The sequence below is a fragment of the Sulfitobacter dubius genome, from assembly GCF_027214245.1.
GTDB classification, from domain to species: Bacteria; Pseudomonadota; Alphaproteobacteria; order Rhodobacterales; family Rhodobacteraceae; genus Sulfitobacter; species Sulfitobacter dubius_A.
Genome location: NZ_JAPWHM010000001.1, coordinates 693869 through 713737, shown reverse-complemented (window position 1 = coordinate 713737; position 19869 = coordinate 693869). Strand labels below are relative to the sequence as shown.

At 62.4% G+C, this 19869-nt stretch carries 21 protein-coding genes; 6 read left to right on the top strand and 15 right to left on the bottom strand.

Annotated elements, in window-relative coordinates; translation table 11 throughout:
* Positions 1–14: 14 nt before the first annotated feature.
* Complete coding sequence (gene recR, locus O4H31_RS03500; protein WP_269342845.1) at positions 15–608, top strand: recombination mediator RecR; 594 nt, start codon at positions 15–17, stop codon at positions 606–608.
* A 90-nt stretch (positions 609–698) separates the two neighbouring features.
* On the opposite strand, the gene O4H31_RS03495 is transcribed toward recR, so the two are convergent.
* The 3 genes from O4H31_RS03495 to O4H31_RS03485 form a co-directional block, all read right to left on the bottom strand.
* Entirely contained in the window at positions 699–1877 is a 1179-nt protein-coding gene (locus O4H31_RS03495) for a type III PLP-dependent enzyme (protein ID WP_093927344.1), read from the bottom strand.
* A gap of 186 nt (positions 1878–2063) precedes the next feature.
* Positions 2064–3185: an endonuclease/exonuclease/phosphatase family protein gene (locus O4H31_RS03490; protein ID WP_269342842.1), complete on the bottom strand. Its 1122-nt coding sequence runs from the start codon at positions 3183–3185 to the stop codon at positions 2064–2066.
* A gap of 119 nt (positions 3186–3304) precedes the next feature.
* Positions 3305–4084 (bottom strand): DUF1013 domain-containing protein, encoded by a 780-nt coding sequence (locus tag O4H31_RS03485; protein ID WP_269342840.1) that lies wholly within the window; start codon positions 4082–4084, stop codon positions 3305–3307.
* A gap of 123 nt (positions 4085–4207) precedes the next feature.
* Between O4H31_RS03485 and O4H31_RS03480 the strand changes: the two genes are divergently transcribed.
* Positions 4208–4852 carry a ribonuclease T2 gene (locus tag O4H31_RS03480; protein WP_269342837.1) on the top strand — a complete coding sequence of 215 codons (645 nt, stop codon included), beginning with the start codon at positions 4208–4210 and terminating at the stop codon, positions 4850–4852.
* Between the two features lie 162 nt (positions 4853–5014).
* Here the strand turns inward: O4H31_RS03480 and O4H31_RS03475 are convergent, their stop codons facing one another.
* Positions 5015–6025, bottom strand: a complete 1011-nt coding sequence (locus O4H31_RS03475) for an NAD(P)H-quinone oxidoreductase (protein ID WP_269342835.1) — start codon at positions 6023–6025, stop codon at positions 5015–5017.
* 98 nt (positions 6026–6123) lie between these two features.
* On the opposite strand from O4H31_RS03475, the gene O4H31_RS03470 reads away from it, so the two are divergent.
* Both O4H31_RS03470 and O4H31_RS03465 read left to right on the top strand, forming a co-directional pair.
* On the top strand, positions 6124–7347 hold the full coding sequence (locus O4H31_RS03470; protein ID WP_269342832.1) for an ANL family adenylate-forming protein: 1224 nt from the start codon (positions 6124–6126) through the stop codon (positions 7345–7347).
* A 2-nt stretch (positions 7348–7349) separates the two neighbouring features.
* Positions 7350–8456, top strand: coding sequence for a thiolase family protein (locus O4H31_RS03465; protein ID WP_269342829.1), 1107 nt, complete (start codon positions 7350–7352; stop codon positions 8454–8456).
* 35 nt (positions 8457–8491) lie between these two features.
* Here O4H31_RS03465 and O4H31_RS03460 read toward each other — a convergent pair whose 3' ends face one another.
* The 4 genes from O4H31_RS03460 to O4H31_RS03445 form a co-directional block, all read right to left on the bottom strand.
* Positions 8492–9037: a biotin transporter BioY gene (locus tag O4H31_RS03460; protein WP_120351936.1), complete on the bottom strand. Its 546-nt coding sequence runs from the start codon at positions 9035–9037 to the stop codon at positions 8492–8494.
* 62 nt (positions 9038–9099) lie between these two features.
* Positions 9100–9696, bottom strand: coding sequence for an energy-coupling factor transporter transmembrane component T (locus O4H31_RS03455; RefSeq protein WP_269342827.1), 597 nt, complete (start codon positions 9694–9696; stop codon positions 9100–9102).
* The gene (locus O4H31_RS03450) at positions 9671–10405 is read right to left on the bottom strand and encodes an energy-coupling factor ABC transporter ATP-binding protein (RefSeq protein ID WP_269342826.1); all 735 of its coding nucleotides are present in this window, start codon (positions 10403–10405) and stop codon (positions 9671–9673) included. The genes O4H31_RS03455 and O4H31_RS03450 overlap by 26 nt, the downstream gene beginning before the upstream one ends.
* 82 nt (positions 10406–10487) lie before the next feature.
* The gene (locus O4H31_RS03445) at positions 10488–11180 is read right to left on the bottom strand and encodes a COQ9 family protein (RefSeq protein ID WP_269342824.1); all 693 of its coding nucleotides are present in this window, start codon (positions 11178–11180) and stop codon (positions 10488–10490) included.
* 110 nt (positions 11181–11290) lie between these two features.
* On the opposite strand from O4H31_RS03445, the gene rpsU reads away from it, so the two are divergent.
* Positions 11291–11497 carry a 30S ribosomal protein S21 gene (gene rpsU / locus O4H31_RS03440; RefSeq protein ID WP_007118112.1) on the top strand — a complete coding sequence of 69 codons (207 nt, stop codon included), beginning with the start codon at positions 11291–11293 and terminating at the stop codon, positions 11495–11497.
* Between the two features lie 284 nt (positions 11498–11781).
* Here rpsU and O4H31_RS03435 read toward each other — a convergent pair whose 3' ends face one another.
* Positions 11782–12240 carry an Lrp/AsnC family transcriptional regulator gene (locus O4H31_RS03435; protein ID WP_067624832.1) on the bottom strand — a complete coding sequence of 153 codons (459 nt, stop codon included), beginning with the start codon at positions 12238–12240 and terminating at the stop codon, positions 11782–11784.
* A 138-nt stretch (positions 12241–12378) separates the two neighbouring features.
* Here O4H31_RS03435 and ald point away from each other — a divergent pair, with 138 nt between their 5' ends.
* Positions 12379–13497, top strand: a complete 1119-nt coding sequence (ald, locus tag O4H31_RS03430; RefSeq protein ID WP_269342795.1) for an alanine dehydrogenase — start codon at positions 12379–12381, stop codon at positions 13495–13497.
* 64 nt (positions 13498–13561) lie between these two features.
* Here ald and mscL read toward each other — a convergent pair whose 3' ends face one another.
* The 6 genes from mscL to pheS form a co-directional block, all read right to left on the bottom strand.
* Complete coding sequence (gene mscL / locus O4H31_RS03425; RefSeq protein ID WP_067937956.1) at positions 13562–13993, bottom strand: large conductance mechanosensitive channel protein MscL; 432 nt, start codon at positions 13991–13993, stop codon at positions 13562–13564.
* 123 nt (positions 13994–14116) lie between these two features.
* Positions 14117–15112: a histidine kinase dimerization/phosphoacceptor domain -containing protein gene (locus O4H31_RS03420; protein ID WP_269343016.1), complete on the bottom strand. Its 996-nt coding sequence runs from the start codon at positions 15110–15112 to the stop codon at positions 14117–14119.
* Between the two features lie 312 nt (positions 15113–15424).
* Positions 15425–15868, bottom strand: coding sequence for a YtoQ family protein (locus tag O4H31_RS03415; protein ID WP_120351942.1), 444 nt, complete (start codon positions 15866–15868; stop codon positions 15425–15427).
* A 15-nt stretch (positions 15869–15883) separates the two neighbouring features.
* On the bottom strand, positions 15884–18280 hold the full coding sequence (pheT, locus tag O4H31_RS03410; protein WP_269342789.1) for a phenylalanine--tRNA ligase subunit beta: 2397 nt from the start codon (positions 18278–18280) through the stop codon (positions 15884–15886).
* A 9-nt stretch (positions 18281–18289) separates the two neighbouring features.
* Entirely contained in the window at positions 18290–18571 is a 282-nt protein-coding gene (locus O4H31_RS03405) for a YrhK family protein (protein WP_067624820.1), read from the bottom strand.
* 74 nt (positions 18572–18645) lie between these two features.
* Positions 18646–19719 (bottom strand): phenylalanine--tRNA ligase subunit alpha, encoded by a 1074-nt coding sequence (pheS, locus tag O4H31_RS03400; protein WP_243261615.1) that lies wholly within the window; start codon positions 19717–19719, stop codon positions 18646–18648.
* Between the last annotated feature and the right edge of the window lie 150 nt (positions 19720–19869).

Sequence of the window (19869 nt, the reverse complement as noted above, 5' to 3'; positions counted from 1 at the left end):
CACAGGTGCCATTCTTGAGCTCTACCCGCGACATTGACGCCCTGATTGAGCTGATGGCGAAACTGCCCGGCCTTGGCCCCCGCTCGGCCCGGCGCGCGGTGCTGCATCTTATCCGCAAGCGCGCGCTTTTGCTAACGCCCCTATCCGACCTGATGCAAACCGTGGCCGCCACGGCACGCGAATGTCTTAACTGCGGCAACGTGGGCACCGCTGATGTCTGTGACATCTGCACCTCCGAGAAACGCGCCAATGGCGAGCTTTGCGTGGTCGAGGATGTGGCCGACCTCTGGGCGATGGAACGCTCCGGCGTGTTCAAAGGGCGCTATCATGTGCTGGGCGGCACGCTCTCGGCGCTGGATGCCATCGGCCCGCAGGAATTGCGTATCCCGCGGTTGGTGGACCGGATCGATACCGAAGGCGTGAGCGAGGTGATCCTCGCGCTCAACGCCACGATCGACGGGCAGACCACGGCACATTACATCGCGGATCAGTTGGAGGGCCGGGTGCGGCTCACCTCCCTCGCCCAAGGGGTGCCGATTGGCGGGGAGTTGGATTACCTCGACGATGGGACGATCACCGCCGCAATGCAGGCGCGTAAGGCACTTTAGAGCTCACCGGAATTGTAGCCCGGAATCAAAGCGGGCCGCCCGCTCCTCCCAAAGCAGACGGCCCTTTTCCGGGGCGACGCAGATCGTGCTTTAGAGCACGATCACATCAAGCGGCGGAAATCCATTGAACCCAACCGAACTGTAAGAGCTTGTGTAGGCTCCGCAAGCGCGAATCATCACTTTATCGCCATCGCGCAGGGCCAAAGGCAGATGAATCGGTCGTTTTTCATAAAGGATGTCCGCCGAATCGCAGGACGGTCCAGCCAAAACGCAGGGTCCGGTCTCTTCGCCGTCATGCGGGGTGACGATCTGATAGCGAATCGCTTCGCCCTCGGTCTCAGCCAGACCCGAGAAACGACCGATATCCAGATAGACCCAACGGTGCAGATCGTCCGCGGATTTACGGCTCACCAGCATGACTTCGGCGGCGATGTGACCGGCCTCGGCCACCAGACCACGGCCCGGCTCTGCCATCACTTGCGGCACGTCGCCAAAGCGGGCTTTGACGGCGCGCATCACAGCGGCAGCATAGGCGCGGGGCGCTTCGATGCTCTCGCCGTAAAAGGCCGGGAAGCCGCCGCCGAGGTTCAGCAGTTGCAGGTCATGGCCATCCGCACGGGCGGCATGCCACAGCGGCGCGACTTGATCCAACACCGGGTTCCAGAACTCCGCCTTGCGGGTCTGCGAGCCGACGTGGAAGGACAGGCCGAAGGGCACGAGGCCCACGGCAACCGCGTGGTTCAGCAGCGCAGGCAGCGCCGAACCGGCGCAACCGAATTTGCGGCTAAGCGGCCAGTCTGCCATGGAGTTTTCAACGATCAAGCGCAGGTAGACCCGCGCGCCCGGTGCGTGGGCGGCGATTTTGTCAAGTTCGGCTTCGCTGTCGGCTGCGAACAGGGTCACGCCAGCGGAATGCGCGAAAGCGATGTCGGAGGCGCGTTTGATGGTGTTGCCGAAGGAGATGTTTTCCGGCTTCGCCCCTTGGCTAAGGCAAAGCTCGATCTCTGCCCGCGAAGCCGCGTCAAAGCCAGAGCCTTTTTTGACCAGCAGACGAATGATCTCCGGCGCCGGGTTCGCCTTCACCGCGTAGTGGATATGCGCCTCGCCCAGCCCCTTGTGCAGAGCATCATATTGCGCGGCGACACGGTCACGGCTGATCACCAGCGTTGGTTTGTCAAAGCTGTTGGCAGCGATATAGGCGGCAGCCGGATCGGCGAATGCAGTGGATGCGGTGCGCAGGGCACCGGGGACTGTAGCGTTCATGGTCATCTCCAAAGAGCAGGTGGGGCTGGATCCCCGCGTGTCGTTTCAAGAGACGTTACCGTCGCTACATAAACGCGGGTCAGTCAGAGTAGGAACTGACCGGCCAGAGGCGCGTGCGTTGGCGTCTGTAATGCGCCACATACGCCGTTTTAGGATTCGTACAAGGGGTAAAATTACCTGAAATGCAGATTGTTAGGCTTCCTCATCTTCCCAGTCACTGCCGATGGGGTCGCGGTCTCTTTTGCGTTCTTCTTTGATCATATCTTTGGTTTCTTGCTCCTCTTGTGGATCGGTTTCTTCGGGGTCACTTTCGGCGGCTTCGGTCTGGGCCAACGCCAAGACAAACCACATGGGGAAGTGATCCGACCCAATCTTATCAAGCCGGTCCATCTCAAGCAGGCGGAACTGCGGGTCGTGGAACAGGTGATCGAGCGGCCAGCGCATCCAAGGCATCGTTGCGCTAAAGGTGTTATACATGCCACGCCCCACGCGCGGATCCAAAAGGCCCGAAAGCCGTTGGAACCGGCGCGTCGTCGTGGACCAAGCCACATCGTTCAGGTCACCGGTAACAACAGCGGGCAGCGGATCTTTCTCGGCCTCGATACCGACCATCGCAATCTCACTGTCGCGGCCCTTTGTGTCATGTTCGATCACAGGCGGCTCGGGGTGCACGACATAGAGGCGAAAATCCTCCCCCATCGACAAATGCACCCGGGCGCGGATCGACGGCACGTCGCGCGTCACCAACTCCCGCACCTCAACCTCCGACAGCGGCAATTTCGACATCACGCACAGCCCGTAGCCATTGTCGAGCGGCACGTCGATGCGGTGCTCGTAGTTCTTGCCCAACCCGGCATCCAGCGCATCAATCCAATCCTGATCCACTTCGATGGCCATGAAAATATCCGGCACCCGCGCCTCAACGAGGGCGATAAGCTTGCCATAGTCCCGGTTGGATTTCTTGACGTTAGCCGCCAGCAGACTGAAATGGCGGTCCGTCTCGCGGCGCAGCTCGGGCGAAGCGGCGAGCGATTGCTTGCGCCAAATTGGGGTGAACTTGGTGATATAAAGGGCCTGAAGCGCTGCAACGCCCAGCATGAGTGCGATGCCAATCATGCCCGAAGTCGTTGTCGGCCTCTGCACCAGCGCAAAGGCGGCGGCCAGCAGCAGCGCCAGACCAAGGAATTGCTCACGTGGAAAGGCCAGCCCCCGGATCGCCCCAAAAGGCAGCTTGCTCAGCGGCAGCAGGCTGCACAGTATCAGCAGCCCTGCCAGCCCCCAGATCATCCAGTCCAATGCCGTTTCCAAATCCATCCCCCGGCGCAATGCGCCTTTTTAACAAAGAAAAACAGGGCGCCGAAGAATCCGACGCCCTGTCACTTTAACACATCCTTGTGGCGAAAGTTCCTTCCGCCACACCGCCCTGAGGGGGCTTAGCCCTTGGCCTTGTCTTCATCCTCGTCGTCTTCATCGGTGCTCTCTGGCAGCGAGAAGAAGCTGTCGGCATCGGAGTAATCGCCCTTGGAATGATCCTCTTCCTCTTCGTCGTCCGTGCTGTTGCCGGAGAGGGTGAAGGTCTCCAGACCTTCGATGGCCGTGGGGATTTTGGGCTCACTGTCCATGCCGAGGCTCTGCTCAGTCGACACCAGCTTGCGACGCTCGTCGTCGTTCATCACTTCGCCCGCAGCGGCCTTTTTCGCGGCGGCCTTTTGCACGGCGGCGTCAAGCTCGGACTGTTTGCACAGGCCCAAAGCGACCGGGTCGATCGGCTGAATGTTGGCGATGTTCCAATGCGTGCGCTCGCGAATCGCTTGGATCGTCGGCTTGGTGGTGCCCACCAGTTTGCTGACCTGACCATCGCTAAGTTCGGGGTGGAACTTGACCAACCACAGGATCGACGCCGGACGGTCCTGACGTTTGCTGAGCGGCGTGTAGCGCGGGCCGCGGCGTTTTTCTTCGCCCTCGGCGGCGGCGTTGAACTTCAGCTTCAGCTTGTGCATCGGGTTGTCTTGCGCCGCGTCAATTTCTTCTTGCGTCAGCTGGTTGTTGGCAACCGGGTCAAACCCTTTCACACCCTGTGCAACGTCGCCATCGGCGATGCCCTGCACTTCCAACTCATGCATGCCGACGAAATCGGCGATCTGCTTGAAGCTGATGGTGGTGTTGTCCACGAGCCAGACGGCGGTGGCTTTGGCCATAATCGGTTTTGCCATGTCACTCTCCTAAAAACGCAATTTTCCCGTCGCCTGAAAGGCTGTCCTGCTTGGCAGAACGGTCTTCATTGTCGGGGAAGTTGGCGGCTGTATACTGTCTCAAACATCATAAGGGAAGACCCAATGCGGCCACTGCGCGCCTGTCTGCTGATCCTCGGGCTGATCGCCCCCGTCCCCTCTCTGGCCGAGGGGGAGCGTTCGGGTGAATTCGACTATTACGTCATGTCCCTGTCATGGTCGCCCAATTGGTGCGAATTGACCGGCGACGCGCGGCAGTCTCCGCAATGCGATGCGGATAAGGACCACGGCTGGACCCTGCATGGGCTTTGGCCACAATTCACGCGCGGGTATCCGTCCTATTGCCGAAGCGGCCAGCGCCCGCCCAGCCGGGCACAGACCGGGGCGATGGCCGATATCATGGGCACTGGGGGCTTGGCATGGCATCAATGGAAGAAACACGGCTCTTGCAGCGGGCTGGACTCGGCGGGTTATTTTGCCCTCTCGCGAGAGGCCTACACCCGCATCAACCGCCCCGAGGTCTTTCGCAAGCTCGACCGCGCCGTTTCCCTGCCCGCCTCCGTGGTGGAGGAGGCATTCCTCAAGGCGAACCCCGACCTGACCGCACAGGGGATCACCATCACCTGCAAGCAAGGTCACATCCAAGAGGCGCGCATCTGTCTGTCTCGCAGTCTTGAGTTCATCCCCTGCGGGCCGGACGTTCGGCGGGACTGTACGCTTGATAACGCCCTGTTCACCCCTTTGCGCTAAACCCATCGGCGCGGGTATCTGGGCGAAAACGGGAGAGGCGTAATTTCCTCCCCCGCATTCAATGCCTTTCGGCTCTCTCTCCAACACGGGTGGCTGGCGTCCCGGCCACCCGTGCTATCAGTAAACGAATTACTGGTTAACAATTCGTTACTAATTCAAATTTTATTGATCTGCCTCGGCGTCCAGCGCGCCACCGACCTTTAGAACGATCTTGCCGATATGGCCGCTGGCCTCCATTCGGCGGTGCGCGTCATTCGCCTCGGACAGGTCATAGGTGCTGTCCATCACCGGCGCGACGCGGCCCTGCTCCAACAGGGGCCAGACGTTTTGCAAAAGCTCCTCTGCAATCCGCGCCTTGGCCAGATCGCTTTGCGGGCGCAGGGTCGATCCGGTCATGGTCAGGCGACGGGTCATCAGCGTGACAAAGTTCACCTCCTGCTTGGCGCCCTGCAGGAAAGCGATCTGCACCAGCCTGCCGTCCTCGGCCAAAGCCTTGAGGTTGCGGTTGATATAGCTGCCGCCCACCATGTCGAGGATCACATCCGCGCCGCCCTCGGCCTGCAGCACGTCAACGAAATCTGTATCCCGGTAGTTGATCGCCACTTCGGCCCCCAGCTTCATGCAGGCCGTGCATTTGCTATCCGTCCCCGCGGTCACAAACACCCGCGCACCCAAGATACGGGCCAGTTGGATCGCCGTCGTGCCAATGCCGGAAGAACCACCATGGATAAGCACTTTTTCCCCAGCCTTAAGCCCGCCCCGCATGAAGAGGTTGGACCAGACAGTAAAGAAGGTCTCGGGCAGGCAGGCCGCTTCTTTCAGCCCCATGCCTTCGGGGATCGGCAGGCAATGCGCGGCAGGGGTAGCTACATATTCGGCATAGCCGCCACCGGGCAGCAGGGCGCAGACCAGATCCCCCGGTCCCAGTGTCGTCACGCCGGGGCCGACCTCGACCACCTCGCCCGAGGCCTCCAGTCCCGGCAGATCGCTGGCGGTGGGCGGCGGCGCATATTTGCCCGCGCGCTGTAGTGCATCGGGGCGATTCACCCCGGCATAGGCGACCTTGATGATGACCTGCCCATGTTTCGGCTGGGGCCGCGGGCGGGTGGTGCCCTGAAGAACGTCCGGACCGCCGGGTTCGGTGATTTCGATTGCACGCATGGTCTCTGTCATGTCTGAATTATCCTCGGGTTTGGTTTTGCCGCAGCCTAACGGGCGGCCCCGGGGCGTGCACCCGGAATTTGAAACCCGGCGGAAGTGGGAGAAGGCGAATGCGCGCGCAAGGCAGTTTCAGATGGGATCAGGACGCGCGGCTTTTCGCGGGACAATCGGAAGTGCCCCGCGCGCCCGAAGGCCAACGCAACAGCTTCCGCGCCCTGCCCGCAACCTCGACCTTCGACGCGCTGACGGCCCTTACCACAGCGATCAGCCAGCAAGCCCCCTTTTGCCTCAGCGACCGCCCCCTGCCCGATGACATCGCCTGCCCGCCCGGCGCATTCCTTACCCTCACCGGCGGCGCGTCCGGCCAACCCAAGGCCGTGCGCCGCAGCCAAGCCTCTTGGATCGCCAGCTTTGACGTGAACGCCGATCGCTTTGCCCTAACCCGCCGCGACAGCGTTGCCGTGTTGGGGCAGCTCAGCCACTCCCTGTCGCTCTATGCGCTATTGGAGGCGCTGCACCTTGGCCTCGACGCGCATGTTCTGGCCGATCAGCCCCCCCGCCAGCAGGCGGCCCAGATTGCCAAATCGGGGGCGACGATCCTCTATGCCACGCCGACGCAATTGCGGCTGCTGGCCCGTGGGGCCGCCACGCCCCTGCCCTCGCTGCGGCTGGTGCTTTGTGGCGGCGGCGCGCTTGACGCGGTGACGCGGGCGGCAACCGGGCGGCTTTGCCCCCATGCGGCGGTGCAGGTGTTTTACGGCGCGGCGGAAACGAGCTTTATCACGCTGGCCGATGCCGACACGCCCGAAGGTTCAGTTGGCCGCCCCTATCCCGGCGTCGAGCTGCGGCTCTTGGATACGGCGGGGCAACCCACCCCGGACGTGGGTGAAATCTGGGTGCGCAGCCCGTACCTTTTCGATGGCTACGCCCTGGGCCGCGGCACCGAGACCTGCAGGCATGATGGTTTCGTTACCGTGGGCGAGATGGGCGCGCTGGATGACAAGGGCAACCTGTGGATCAAAGGGCGTCGGCAGCGCATGGTGCAGATTGCCGATCAATTGGTTTTCCCCGAAGCGGTGGAGGCCGTGATCGCCGCGCATACCGGGATGCCCTGCGCAGTTCTGCCTCGTGACGATGCGCTGCGGGGGCAACATCTGGTTGGAGTTGTCGAAGGCACCGCAGAGGCGGCGCGCCCTGAGGAAATCATCGCCCATTGCCGCGCAGCGCTCGGTCCCCTCGCCGCCCCCCGTCGCGTCTATTTCCGCACCGAATTGCCGCTGCTGCCTTCGGGCAAGATCGACATTCGCGCCCTCGCCGACGGGTTGGAGGGCTAAGCATGACCCGCGCCTACATCGTTTCTGCCTGCCGCAGCCCGGTCGCCCCGCGCGGCGGCGCATTGGCGCATCTGACTTTGCCCGATCTTGCCGCGCCGGTTCTTTGCGCCGCCCTTGCCCGCGCGGGGTTGGCCCTTGCGCAGGTCGACGAAGTGATCTGCAGCACCGCCCTTGGCCCCGGCGGCAACCCTGCGCGCAGCATCGCCTTGGCGGCGGGGCTGCCTGAACATGTCGCGGGCCTGAGCATTGACCGGCAATGCTCGGGGGGCTTGGATGCGCTCGCGCTGGCGCGGCAAATGATCCTTGCGGGGGCTGCGGATATCGTCGTGGCGGGCGGGGCGGAAAGCTACTCGCGCCAACCGCTGCGCTACCGTACCTTCGCCGATGGCCGCCCGCCTGAGCCCTATACCCAAGCGCCCTTTACCCCATGGCCCGCGCGTGACCCCGACATGGCGCAGGCCGCCGCAGAGCTTGCCCGGTCGCAGGGCATCACCCGCGAGGCGCAGGATGACTGGGCGGTGGAAAGCCACGCAAAGGCCCGCGCGCAGCGAGCGCCCGAGGCGGAACTCGTACCGCTCGCAAGCATCGAAGCCGATACATTCACCCGCCGCCTCACCCCCGCGCTATGCCGCCGGGCCAAGGTGCTTTCCGGTGAGATCACCGCCGCCAATGCCGCCGTCGCCGCCGATGCCGCAGCCTTTTGCGTCGTTGTCTCAGACCGGGTGGCGGCTGAGCTCACCGTGCCAAAGATCGAACTGATCGCCACCGCAACCAAGGGCAGCAAACCCGAAGAGCCGGGGTTGGCACCTCTGGTGGCGATTGGCGAAGTCTTTCGCCAAACGGGATTAACCGCCAGCGATCTGACCCTCGCCGAGATCATGGAGGCCTATGCCGTGCAGGCCATCGCCTGCGTCACCGGCGCGGGGGTCGCGCCGCAGATCGTCAACATCGGCGGGGGTGCCTTGGCACGCGGGCATCCGATTGGTGCATCGGGTGCGATCAACGCGGTGCGGCTCTGGCATGAATTGGTGGCGCGGGGATCAGGCACCGGACTGGCCGCGATTGCCGCTGCCGGGGGGATCGGCTCTGCCGCGCTAATGCGGCTATAGCGGCCCGCCCCCCTTGGGGGAGCGGGCCAGTCGTTTCAGCTGCGCGACAACACGCTTGCGGGGCGTGCCTTGGCCAGACCGGAGGTGATGAAACCTGCCAGAACGGCTTTGATCAGGTCGCCGGGAATGAAGGCTTGGACGAGCAGGGTGGCCTCGAGCAGCGTCTTGTTCAGCGTCATCATCATGCCGAAGATACCAAAGGCATAGACCACAAGGATACCGCCCAAGACAGCGGAAACCCCGGCGGCCAGACCCACCGGCGCACTGCGCCACTGGTCCATGATAAAGCCGGTCACAAAGGCACCGATCGGGAAGCCAACGAGGAAACCCACCGTCGGCGAGGCAAAGACGCCCAGACCGCCACGGCCTCCGGCCAGAAGCGGCAGACCAAGCGCCACCAGTGCCACGAATAGCAGTGCGGCAAGGCCACCGCGCCATGCGCCCAGCACCGTGCCACAGAGCATAACGCCCAGCGACTGCGCGGTGATCGGCACGCCAAAGCCAAGCGTAAATTTCGGAATCAGGCCCAGTGCCGCAATCAGCGCGGCGAAGAGGGCGATCATGGTCAGATTGCGTTCCATCGGGAGGGTCCTTGAATTAAAGTTTCCAATGCCTAGGCCAGCCCTCTTCCCCGGTCAAGCAATCACAGCCCGCCCCGCGCGCGCAGCGCCTCGGCCACATGTTCGGCGTCGTCGATGGCCAGCACGGTAAAGGGCATGACAATCCGCCAGCCCGCCCGTCTGCGCGACCGCGCGCGCCACGCCAGCGACAGCATCTGCCCCTTGGCGGCCAGCACCGGGGTGAAACGCACCACCAGCGCCACGGCCAGTTCAAGGCTACGGGTCCGAACCCCAAAGCGGCGCAGGGGCGTGGCAAGCCAACGCACCACCGCCATCATATCGCTGAGTTTCGTGGTCATGGTCACAAGATTGGCCAGCCCCACAGCGGTAATCATCCGCAACACAATGACAAGACCCGCCTCCGCATCGCGGGTCAGCACGTGCCACAGCAGAATCAGCGCAACAAAGGGCCAGAGCATCCACAGCCGCCCCAACCCGGTCTTTAGAAAAGCTTGCCCCGGCAGAGCATAGAGCACCAGCATCCCGGCGCAAAAGGCGATCTGCCAGACCAGATCCTCGATCCCGAATAGCAACAGTGTCGCCAGACAAAGCGCCCCCAGCTTGGCCCCCGCAGGCCAGCCATGGGCGCGGGTCTCAACCGGCGAGGTCAGAGAGATCATCGCTCGCCCCCAGTTCTTTCATCCGTGTCTCAAAGGCGCGCAGCACCGGGCGCGCGCCGCCCTGCTGGGCAACCTCGCCGCTCTCCAACCAGAGGATGTGATCGTAGCCCGCCACTGCTGCCGGATCGTGGGTGATATGCACCAGCGTCAGGTCGAGCCCGGCCAAGACCCGTTCAAGATGCAGGCGCGTCGGAATATCGAGCCCGGCAAAGGGTTCGTCGAGCACCAGCACCCGTGGTTGCATCGCCAGAACCGCCATCAGGCAAACCAACTGCCGCTGCCCCTGTGAGAGCTGATGGATCGACGCCTGTGCCCAATGACGCTTGTCAAACTGACCAAGGATTGCCGCCACGCCCCGCGCCGCTTCGGCCTTGGATTGGCCCATTTGCAGCAGGCCAAAGGCGATTTCTTCCTCCACGGTGGGAAAGATGATCTGATGGTCGGGGTTTTGAAACAGGATACCGACGGCGCCAATCGCCCGACGGCGGTCACGGGCCACGTCGATCCCGCCGATCCGCACCTGCCCCTCATCTGCGGCCACCAGGCCCGAAAGAACCCGCGCGAAAGAGGTCTTACCCGACCCGTTGCGCCCCACGATGCCGATCCGCGAGGCATCTGACCTGAGGCTCACCTCGCGCAGCACCGGCGTGCCTGCGGGGGTGTAGCACACCTTTTCAATATCAATGAGCGGGAGCGTCTGACTGGTCATTGGGGGCCTGTATAAAACCGGGTGCCCCGACCTACCACCTGCCGGGCGGGCGGGGAAGCCCGCAGTTCGCCCGCAGGTTGCGTCAGCTCGGCGGCGTCCAGCGGCCGGGCAGATCAGGGTCCTGCTGCCCCCGTGGCGCTTTGATGTGGCTTAAAAGCCAGTTCGGCCCGGCCATCAATCGGCTGAGCGTCGGGCTTTCGCGCACTTGGGCTTTGAGTTTTTCGATCTGCATCACGTCGTCGATCCGCCGATCCAAGAAAGACCACGTCGCCTGATGCCCCTCGCTGGCATCCCCCAGCCAATAGAGCAGCGTAGCAGAATAAACCCCAGACAGCGTGGCGCGTTTGCTGTACCAGTTAACATCATCCGACGTATCGCCGAGTGCAGTCCAGATTTTATCGCTGGTCTCCCAGATCAGGCCTGCCCCTTCGGGCGCGTGATGCGGCAGGGCGAAAAGCGTGCTACCTCGGCGGATCGCCTCACGATCCCCGGCTTCGAGCCGCAGGCGCACGGCCTTGGCAATTCGGTCGCTGAACCGCATCTGTGATAGATCAGCCTGCGCCAAACCTTCCAACATCTTGGCATCGCCCCGCCGGTGATAGGCCACGGCCAGATCGACCGCCCCGCGCGGGCAGACCGCACGGGCCAGCGCCGGGTCCAGACCGCTGTCCTTGATCGCGGCGTTGAATGTCGCGGAAGACCAGCCGTCGAACGGCACATGCATCAATGCGACATCCAGCAATTGGTCCTTTGGGTCGGCCTTGGGCGGGGTCATGGTGGGCTCCTATCGGGGCATGATGGGGTGGACAAAGGAGATATAGGCTGTTATAGGCCCAATTCCTGCAATTCCTTGCAACTTTATCCTAGAAAGGTGGTGACAACCACATGCAGGTTAGTGTTCGCGACAACAACGTCGATCAGGCCCTTCGGGCTCTGAAGAAAAAGCTACAGCGCGAAGGCGTTTTCCGTGAAATGAAGCTCAAGCAACATTTCGAGAAACCGTCCGAGAAAAAAGCGCGCGAGAAAGCTGAAGCGATCCGTCGTGCCCGTAAACTGGCACGCAAAAAAGCGCAACGCGAAGGTATGATGTAAATCATTCCCGCGACCGCGACAGATATAGAACCCCCGGTGCCCTTGGCAGCGGGGGTTTTGTTTTGTGGGGTACTGGGTGCAGAGCCGGGCAGCGCCAGACCGCGGGATGGCGCTCGGAACTTCGGCAATTGGGCAGTTTATGGCAGCAGCCCATACGCCGGGTCCGCAGGACAGCACTCCGACTGCAAAAGCGCCAGCCCGTCCGGGCGGTCTGGCGCTGCCCGGCGGGCATACGCCCTTGATTCCGGGCTGGTGGCGCGGCGGCGCAGATCGTGTGGAACCAACTACACGGGCAGCGCCGTCGTTTTACACACTGTCCGCAACGCGAAACTCGACTGCATCTGAGCGACGCCGGGCAGCCGCGCCAAATGCTGGCGATGGATTCGGGCAAAATCCTCGGTATTCTCCGCCACGATCTTCAACAGGTAATCCGCCGTTCCCGCCATCAGATGACATTCCAACACATCGGGAATGCGCGAGACCGACTTCTCAAAGGCTTCCAACACCTCTTCGGCCTGCGCCTGCAGGGTGATCTCAACAAACACCGTGGTCGGCATATCCAACTTGCGCGGGTCCAGCAGGGCGACATAATCGCGGATATAGCCCTCTTTCTCCAGCCGCTGCACACGGCGATGACAGGCCGAGGGCGACAGATGCACCACGTCCGACAATTCGGCATTGGACATCCGCCCGTTGCGCTGCAAAGCGCGCAGAACACGCCGATCAATCTCATCCAAGGCCATATGCGCAATACTTTCGCGTAACAAAGCGTTCAGACGCGATTATATTCGAAAAATGAGCCCCATGGCGACCCCAAATTCGCAGCGATATGCACGGCGCCTGTGATAATCCTGTCCCACTACGGAGGAGGAGTGACCCCCATGAAAATCGGATGCCCGACAGAAATCAAACCGCAGGAATTCCGCGTCGGCCTGACGCCCAACGCCGCACAAGAAGCCATCGCCCACGGGCATGAGGTCATCGTGCAGGCAGGGGCGGGCGTCGGTGCGGGCTTTGAAGATGCGGATTACACCGCCGCAGGTGCCACCATTATCGACACGGCTGAGGAAATCTTTGCCAGCGCCGATATGATCGTCAAGGTGAAGGAACCGCAGGCCGGTGAGCGTAAGATGCTGCGCGAGGGGCAATTGCTCTTTACCTATCTGCACCTCGCCCCCGATCTTGACCAAACCCGTGATCTGCTGGCCTCGGGCTGTACTGCGATTGCTTATGAGACGGTGACCGACCGCAACGGCGGGCTGCCCCTTCTGGCGCCGATGTCAGAGGTTGCAGGCCGTCTGGCCCCACAAGTCGGCGCTTGGACGCTGCAAAAGGCCAATGGCGGACGCGGCGTGTTGATGGGCGGCGTGCCCGGCGTCGGCCCGGCCAAAGTTATGGTCATCGGCGGCGGCGTTGTCGGCACCCATGCGGCACGCATCGCCGCAGGCATGGGCGCGGATGTGACCGTGCTCGACCGCTCTCTGCCCCGGATGCGCTATCTCGATGACATCTATGGCGGCACCTTCAAAACCGCCTATGCCAGCGCAGGCAACACCATCGAATTGGCACGCCAAGCCGATATGATCATCGGCGCGGTGCTGATCCCCGGCGCGGCGGCCCCCAAACTGATCAGCCGCGCGCAGCTGTCCGAACTCAAACCCGGCGCGGCGCTGGTTGACGTGGCCATCGACCAAGGCGGCTGTTTCGAGACTTCCAAGGCGACCACGCACCAAGACCCGGTTTATGAGGTCGACGGCATCATGCACTACTGCGTGGCCAACATGCCCGGCGCCGTGGCGCGCACCTCGACCATCGCGCTTGGCAATGCCACCATGCCCTTCATGCTGGCGCTGGCCGACAAGGGCTGGAAACAGGCCTGCGCGGATGACCCCCACCTTAAGGCCGGGCTCAACGTGCACGCGGGCAAGCTGACCTATGCTGCCGTGGGCGACGCGCTTGGGATCGACAGCATCACCGCGGACCAAGCCATCGCGGGCTGAATGCCACCGCAGAGACACGAAAGGCCCGCCAATCTGGCGGGCCTTTCTCATTCGATAACGCCGCTCAGCGCGTTTTCAAAGCATCCCGAATTTCCAGCAATACATCAAGCTGCGACGGACCGGTCTTGACCTCTGGAGCCACCTCATCAGGTTTTTCCGCAGCCGATTTTACGCGGTTCACCATCTTCACCAAGATGAAGACGACGAAGGCTATGATGAAAAAGTTAATCACGGCCATTAGGAACGAGCCGTAAGCAAAAACCGACGCGCCCGCCTCTCGGGCCTGCTCTAGCGAGGCATTCGCGGGCACATCGCCCGACAGCACCGCGTAGTTGTTGGTGAAATCCACCCCACCGGTGAAAAGCCCGACAATCGGGTTGATCAGGTCGGCCACGAGCGACGACACGATCGCCGTGAAGGCCGCCCCGACGATGATACCAACGGCCATGTCCATGACATTGCCCTTGGCGATGAAATCCTTGAATTCTTGAATCACAGTACTGTCCCTATTCCACGTCGTGCTGATACCCCCGCCGTCATACCCGATAGTGGGGACTGCGGCACAGTGGGGTCAATAAAGTTTTCAGTTGAACCACCCGAATTGCAGCCCCGAACACGCCTATTGCCGAAAACAGACCCGCAAAAGCGCGCCATTGGCGCTGAAATCGGTGCTCAGCCGCCCGCTTAGCTGTTCAGCCGCCGTCGCCATCAACATCCGCCCGAGGCCGGTGCTATCGGCCCCCGACACGGCTCCGTCATGCCCGCGACCATTGTCCCGACACTCCAAAAGCCAGCTCTCGCCCCCCTCCTGCCGACGCAGAGAGATCCTGATTTCTCCTGCACGGTCCCCAGCAAAGGCGTGTTTGATCGAATTGGCCACGAACTCGCTCACGATCATGCCAAGCGCCGAGGCTTGCGCGGCCTGCAACTCGCCCGGCTCGGCCTCGCAAAAGATGGTGACGTGATCCGGCGCGCTGGCGGCGAGAAGTTTGTTCAACTGCTCAAGGTAGGAAGAGGTTTGCACCTTGCCTCTGCCGCCCTGCCCCATCAATTCGCTGTGCAGCGATGCCACTGCCCCGAAACGCCGCTCTACAAGGGCAAGCACATCCTTTGCGTCGGGGTCTTGCACCTTGCGCGTCGCCATCCGCAGCAGTGACGCGATGGTCTGGAACGAGTTTTTCACCCGGTGGTCCATCTCGGCGCGCAGGGCGGCCTCGATGCGGATTTTCTTGCGCAGTTCCAACTGCATCATCACGTGACGCGACAGGGTTTGCAGCGCTTGGCGTTGGAAATCGTTCAGGGTGCGCGGCTTGGTATCCAGCACGCAAAGCGTGCCGATCGGCTGGCCGTTCGGCGCGACAAGGTTCGCCCCGGCATAGAATTTCACCCGCGGGTCGCCGACATAGAGTGGATTGTCCGCGGTGCGCGGATCGGCCCCCATATCCGAAATCTCGGTAAAGCCCCCATCGATGATAGCGTGAGAACAGACCGATTGATCCAAACCGGTCTCCTGCGGCTCGAACCCCACCCGGGCCTTGAACCATTGACGTTTTTCATCAACCAGACTGATCAGAGAGACGGGCGTTTCGCAGATCTTGGACGCAAGGTCGACGATGTCGTCGAAATCCGCTTCGGCTTCGGTATCAAGAATATCATAGGAATAGAGCGTCTCAAGACGCGCGTCCTGCTCTGCGGGCGTGTCGGCTAAAATGGACCTTCTCCTTCCAAAGTTAACCCGCCACGCAACTTTGGCACGGCAGCGGGGGTCGGATTTGGCCTGCCTTTCGGGGGCAGATCAAGGCTGATGAACCTCCAGCTAGTGAAGGTTTAGCCCGTAAGGCAGCGGCGTCCACTACGCTGCCGAATCGATTCGCACTTAAGCCCTTGATAGATGTTAAATTTTAAGGCGGCTAGTCCTACTGCCGCGTCACCCCGGCAGGGTACCGGTGAGGACATAGCGCAGAATCTCGACCACCTGAGCAGGTTCGGAGGCCACGGCCAGCGCCGCGGCATCGACTTCCTTCAGCGCATGGGCATGGTCAGGGCCGTGCAGAATGATCAGCGATTTGCCCAAAGCGGCGGCATAGCCCGCGTCAAAGGCCGCGTTCCACTGCTTGTATTGTTCGCCAAAGCGCACCACGACCACATCCGCTTCGGCAATCGCCTTGCGGGTGCGAATCGCGTTGATCTGCGCGCCCTTGCGGTCATGCCAGAACTTGTCGGCCTCTTCCCCAAGGATCGCCACGCCGCAATCGTCGCTGGCGGCGTGGTCGGTGACCGGCGCGGTGAAGGTCACCTCAAGGCTGCGTGCCCCTTCGATGATCTGTTCGCGCCAATCGGTGTGGATTTCACCGGAGAGATAGACTTTCATCGCTCGTCCTTTCGTTCAGCCGCGCAGGACGCCGCCCGTGGCTTTGGTCACTTTCTCGACAACCTTAGCACCCACGGCTTCGATGTCTGCATCCTTCAGCGTCTTGTCGCTGGGCTGCAACCGCACAGTGATCGCGAGGGATTTCTTGCCCTCACCAAGGCTGCCGCCGATGAACTCGTCAAAAACGCGCACGTCTTCGATGAGGTTCTTGTCCGCCCCCTTGGCCGCATTCACCAGCGTCAGCGCCTCGACATCCGTATCGACGACAAAGGCAAAGTCACGCTCGACCGCTTGCAGGTCACTGATCTGTAGTGCCGGGCGCGTGGCACCGGATTTGCGCGGCAGCGGCACTTCGGCGGGCCAGATGGTGAAGGCCATTGCCGGGCCTTTGACGTCCATCGCGGCCAACACACGCGGGTGCACTTCGCCAAAGACACCAAGCACCTTTTTCGGGCCAAGGCAGACCTTGCCGTGACGGCCCGGATGCCACCATGCGTCCGCGCCGCGCAGGACCTGCACCTTAGCGGGCGCGCCGATGGCGGCAAGCACGGCTTCGGCATCGGCTTTGACGTCATAGACATCCACGGCCCGCGCCGCGCCATGCACGTCGCGCGGACCGGTCCGGCCCACCAGCAGGCCGCTGACCATAATCTGCTCTTCGCCCGGTTCACCGCCGCTGAACGCGGGGCCGACCTCAAACAACGCCATATTCGCAAAGCCGCGCGCCTGATTGCGGGCGGCAGCTTGCAGCAGACCGGGCAGCAGATCGGGGCGCATGTGGCTCATGTCCGACGAGATCGGGTTTTCGAGACGCGTCTCATCCGTACCGCCGCCGAACAGCGCGGCAGAGGCTTGGTCGATGAAGCTGTAGGTCACGCATTCGTTGTACCCAAGCGCCGCCGCCGTGCGCCGAGCGGTCACGACGCGCCGCTGCATGGGCGAGAGCACGGGGCGCGGCACACCTGTTGTCAGGCGCGGCAGCGGCTTGCCTTCGAGCTTGGTGAGGGACGCAATCCGCGCGACCTCCTCCACCAGATCGGCCTCACCCTGCACGTCAGGACGCCAGCTTGGCACCTGTGCCATGTCGCCGTCGAGTTGGAAACCAAGCGCGGTGAGCGTCTGGCGCTGGTCGCTCTCGGGGATCGTCATGCCGACCAAAGATTGCACCTTGGCCGCGTCCAACTTGTAAGCGCGCGACGTGTCAGGCACTTGGCCCGCGACCACAACCTCAGATGCCTCGCCGCCTGCGTGATCCAAGATCATCCGCGTGGCGTGCTCAAGGCCATAAGGCGTCCACGCCGGGTCCACACCACGCTCGAAACGGTAGCGCGCGTCGGAGTTAATCTTGAGCGCGCGGCCCGCATATGCGATCTGCACCGGGTCCCAATAGGCGCTTTCGACAAAGACGTTGACCGTGTCTTCGGTCACGCCCGTGGCCTCGCCACCCATGATGCCCGCGATGCTTTCCACGCCGCTGTCGTCGGAGATGACCATCTGGCCCGCTTGCAGGGTATAGGTCTTTTCATCCAGCGCCACGATCTCTTCGCCGCCCTTGGCGCGGTGGACGCGCAGGTTGCCCTTGACCTTATCCGCGTCAAAGACGTGCAGCGGGCGGTTGCGGTCGAAGGTGAAGAAGTTGGTCACATCGACAAGGAAAGAGATCGGACGCAGCCCAATGGCGCGCAGGCAATCTTGCAGCCACGCGGGGCTGGGGCCGTTCTTCACGCCCTTGATCACGCGGCCACAGAACACCGGACAGCCGTCCAGCGTATCTTCGTCGATGCTGACGCTGATGGGCGAGGCAAAGCTGCCTTCCACCGCATCGCAATCACGCGGCTTCAGCTTGCCCAAGCCCCGCGCCGCGAGGTCGCGCGCAATGCCGCGCACTCCGAGCGCATCCGGGCGGTTCGGGGTGATGGCGATCTCGATCACCGGGTCGACCTTGGCGGGATCGTTCTCGGCCAGCCAGTCGATGAAACGGTCGCCGGGCTTGCCCGAGGGCAGCTCAATGATGCCGTCGTGCTCCTCGCTCAGCTCCATCTCGCGCTCGGAGGCCATCATGCCAAAGCTTTCGACGCCGCGAATTTTGCCGACGCCGATGGTCGTGTCGATCCCCGGCACATAGACGCCCGGCTTGGCCACGACGACGGTGATGCCCGCCCGCGCGTTCGGCGCGCCGCAGATGATCTGCATGACACCTTCGTCGGTTTCCACCTGACAGACGTTCAGCCGGTCGGCATCGGGGTGTTTCTCGGCGGATTGGACATAGCCGAGGGTAAAGTCGGCCAGCTTCGCCGCCGGGTTCTCGACGCCTTCGACTTCGAGGCCGAGGTCGGTCAGGGCATAGGTGATCTCATCAATCGACGCCGTGGTGTCGAGATGGTCCTTGAGCCAGGAGAGGGTGAATTTCATAATCGTTCCCTAATTCTCGTATCGTTTGGCCAGATCGGCCATGTCGCCCATCCGATAAAGTTTGATTTCGCGGATCACCCGCAGGCACGGCTTGGCGGCAAAGAAGATCGAACCAATCAAAAAGAGCCACGTCGCGCTGGTCTGCGTGCTCTCGAAGAAAAACAGCGCCGAACCTACGACAAAGCAGATCGCTGCGCAGAAATCCACAAAGGTGTAGGCCATCTCGAACTTCGCATAAAGCGCGCGGGAGCCAGCGCTATTCTCGCGGTTTTCGTGACGAAAGAGTTTCATTCTAGACCTGTGTTGCGATGCGTTACGCAGTTTCTGAGGTTTCTATAGCGACCGTGTCGCGCTGAACGCGTAGCTTAACGCGACAACCCACCATGCAAATTCGGCTGATCCAAGCTCGCGAACCCATAATGCCGCAGCCAGCGCAGATCTGAATCAAAGAACGCCCGCAAATCCGGAATCCCGTATTTCAACATCGCAATCCGGTCGATCCCCATGCCGAAGGCAAAGCCCTGCCATTCGTTCGGGTCGATCCCGCCCGCCTGCAACACCTTCGGGTGCACCATGCCGGAGCCGAGCACTTCCAGCCAGCCGTCGCCCTCACCAATACGCAACTGACCATCGACCCAAGAACATTGGATGTCGACCTCGGCCGAAGGCTCGGTGAACGGAAAATGCGACGCGCGAAAGCGGGTCTTGATGCCGTCGATTTCGAAAAAGGCGGCAAAGAATTCCTCAAGCGTCCACTTGAGGTTCGCCATCGAGATATCCTTGTCGATCGCCAGACCTTCGACCTGATGGAACATCGGCGTGTGGGTCTGGTCATAGTCAGCGCGATACACACCGCCGGGGCAGATGATGCGCAGGGGCGCGCCTTCGGCCTCCATCGTGCGGATCTGCACGGGCGAAGTGTGGGTGCGCAGCACGTGGGGGGCGCGGTCGTCGCCCTCGGCACGGGCCATATAGAACGTATCCATCTCGGCCCGCGCGGGGTGGTGGCCGGGGATGTTCAGCGCGTCGAAGTTGTACCAATCGGTGTCGATGCGCGGGCCTTCGGCGACTGAGAAACCCATCTCGGCGAAGATTGCGGTCAACTCCTCGGTCACTTGGCTGACTGGGTGGATGCTGCCCTGACGCTGGTGCCGCGTGGGCAGGGTAACGTCGAGCCATTCGCTGCGCAGACGCTCATCAAGCGCGGCATCGCCAAGTGCTGCCTTCTTGGCGGCAAGCGCCGAGTTGATCTCATCCTTCAGCGCGTTCAGCGCGGGGCCAGCGACCTGCCGCTCTTCGGGGGTCATCTTGCCCAGCTCGCGCATCTTCAGGGCGACTTCGCCCTTTTTGCCCACGGCGGCCAGCCGGATGTCTTCCAGCGCGGATTCGTCACCGGCATCGGCGATTTGGCTCAGGTACTTTTGCTTCAGATCGTCCATGACAGGCCCTTGGAATAATACCCCGTCCTGCTAGCCCTCCCGCCTTGCGAATGCAAGCCGTAGGGGTTGTAGCGGCATGGGGGAACCACCACCTCTGCCAAGCGTTAGGCCGCATCCCTCTGGCGCGCCCTCATGGCTGCGGCGCGCCCA

Coding starts and splice junctions, on each gene's coding strand:
- O4H31_RS03415 (WP_120351942.1), bottom strand. CDS start 15,868: ATGAAAGTCTATCTCTCCGGTGAAATCCACACCGATTGGCGCGAACAG.
- O4H31_RS03470 (WP_269342832.1), top strand. CDS start 6,124: ATGCGCGCGCAAGGCAGTTTCAGATGGGATCAGGACGCGCGGCTTTTC.
- O4H31_RS03475 (WP_269342835.1), bottom strand. CDS start 6,025: ATGACAGAGACCATGCGTGCAATCGAAATCACCGAACCCGGCGGTCCG.
- O4H31_RS03480 (WP_269342837.1), top strand. CDS start 4,208: ATGCGGCCACTGCGCGCCTGTCTGCTGATCCTCGGGCTGATCGCCCCC.
- O4H31_RS03465 (WP_269342829.1), top strand. CDS start 7,350: ATGACCCGCGCCTACATCGTTTCTGCCTGCCGCAGCCCGGTCGCCCCG.
- pheT (WP_269342789.1), bottom strand. CDS start 18,280: ATGAAATTCACCCTCTCCTGGCTCAAGGACCATCTCGACACCACGGCG.
- O4H31_RS03485 (WP_269342840.1), bottom strand. CDS start 4,084: ATGGCAAAACCGATTATGGCCAAAGCCACCGCCGTCTGGCTCGTGGAC.
- pheS (WP_243261615.1), bottom strand. CDS start 19,719: ATGGACGATCTGAAGCAAAAGTACCTGAGCCAAATCGCCGATGCCGGT.
- O4H31_RS03455 (WP_269342827.1), bottom strand. CDS start 9,696: ATGATCTCTCTGACCTCGCCGGTTGAGACCCGCGCCCATGGCTGGCCT.
- O4H31_RS03445 (WP_269342824.1), bottom strand. CDS start 11,180: ATGACCCCGCCCAAGGCCGACCCAAAGGACCAATTGCTGGATGTCGCA.
- O4H31_RS03460 (WP_120351936.1), bottom strand. CDS start 9,037: ATGGAACGCAATCTGACCATGATCGCCCTCTTCGCCGCGCTGATTGCG.
- O4H31_RS03435 (WP_067624832.1), bottom strand. CDS start 12,240: ATGGCCTTGGATGAGATTGATCGGCGTGTTCTGCGCGCTTTGCAGCGC.
- O4H31_RS03450 (WP_269342826.1), bottom strand. CDS start 10,405: ATGACCAGTCAGACGCTCCCGCTCATTGATATTGAAAAGGTGTGCTAC.
- rpsU (WP_007118112.1), top strand. CDS start 11,291: ATGCAGGTTAGTGTTCGCGACAACAACGTCGATCAGGCCCTTCGGGCT.
- ald (WP_269342795.1), top strand. CDS start 12,379: ATGAAAATCGGATGCCCGACAGAAATCAAACCGCAGGAATTCCGCGTC.
- O4H31_RS03490 (WP_269342842.1), bottom strand. CDS start 3,185: ATGGATTTGGAAACGGCATTGGACTGGATGATCTGGGGGCTGGCAGGG.
- O4H31_RS03405 (WP_067624820.1), bottom strand. CDS start 18,571: ATGAAACTCTTTCGTCACGAAAACCGCGAGAATAGCGCTGGCTCCCGC.
- O4H31_RS03495 (WP_093927344.1), bottom strand. CDS start 1,877: ATGACCATGAACGCTACAGTCCCCGGTGCCCTGCGCACCGCATCCACT.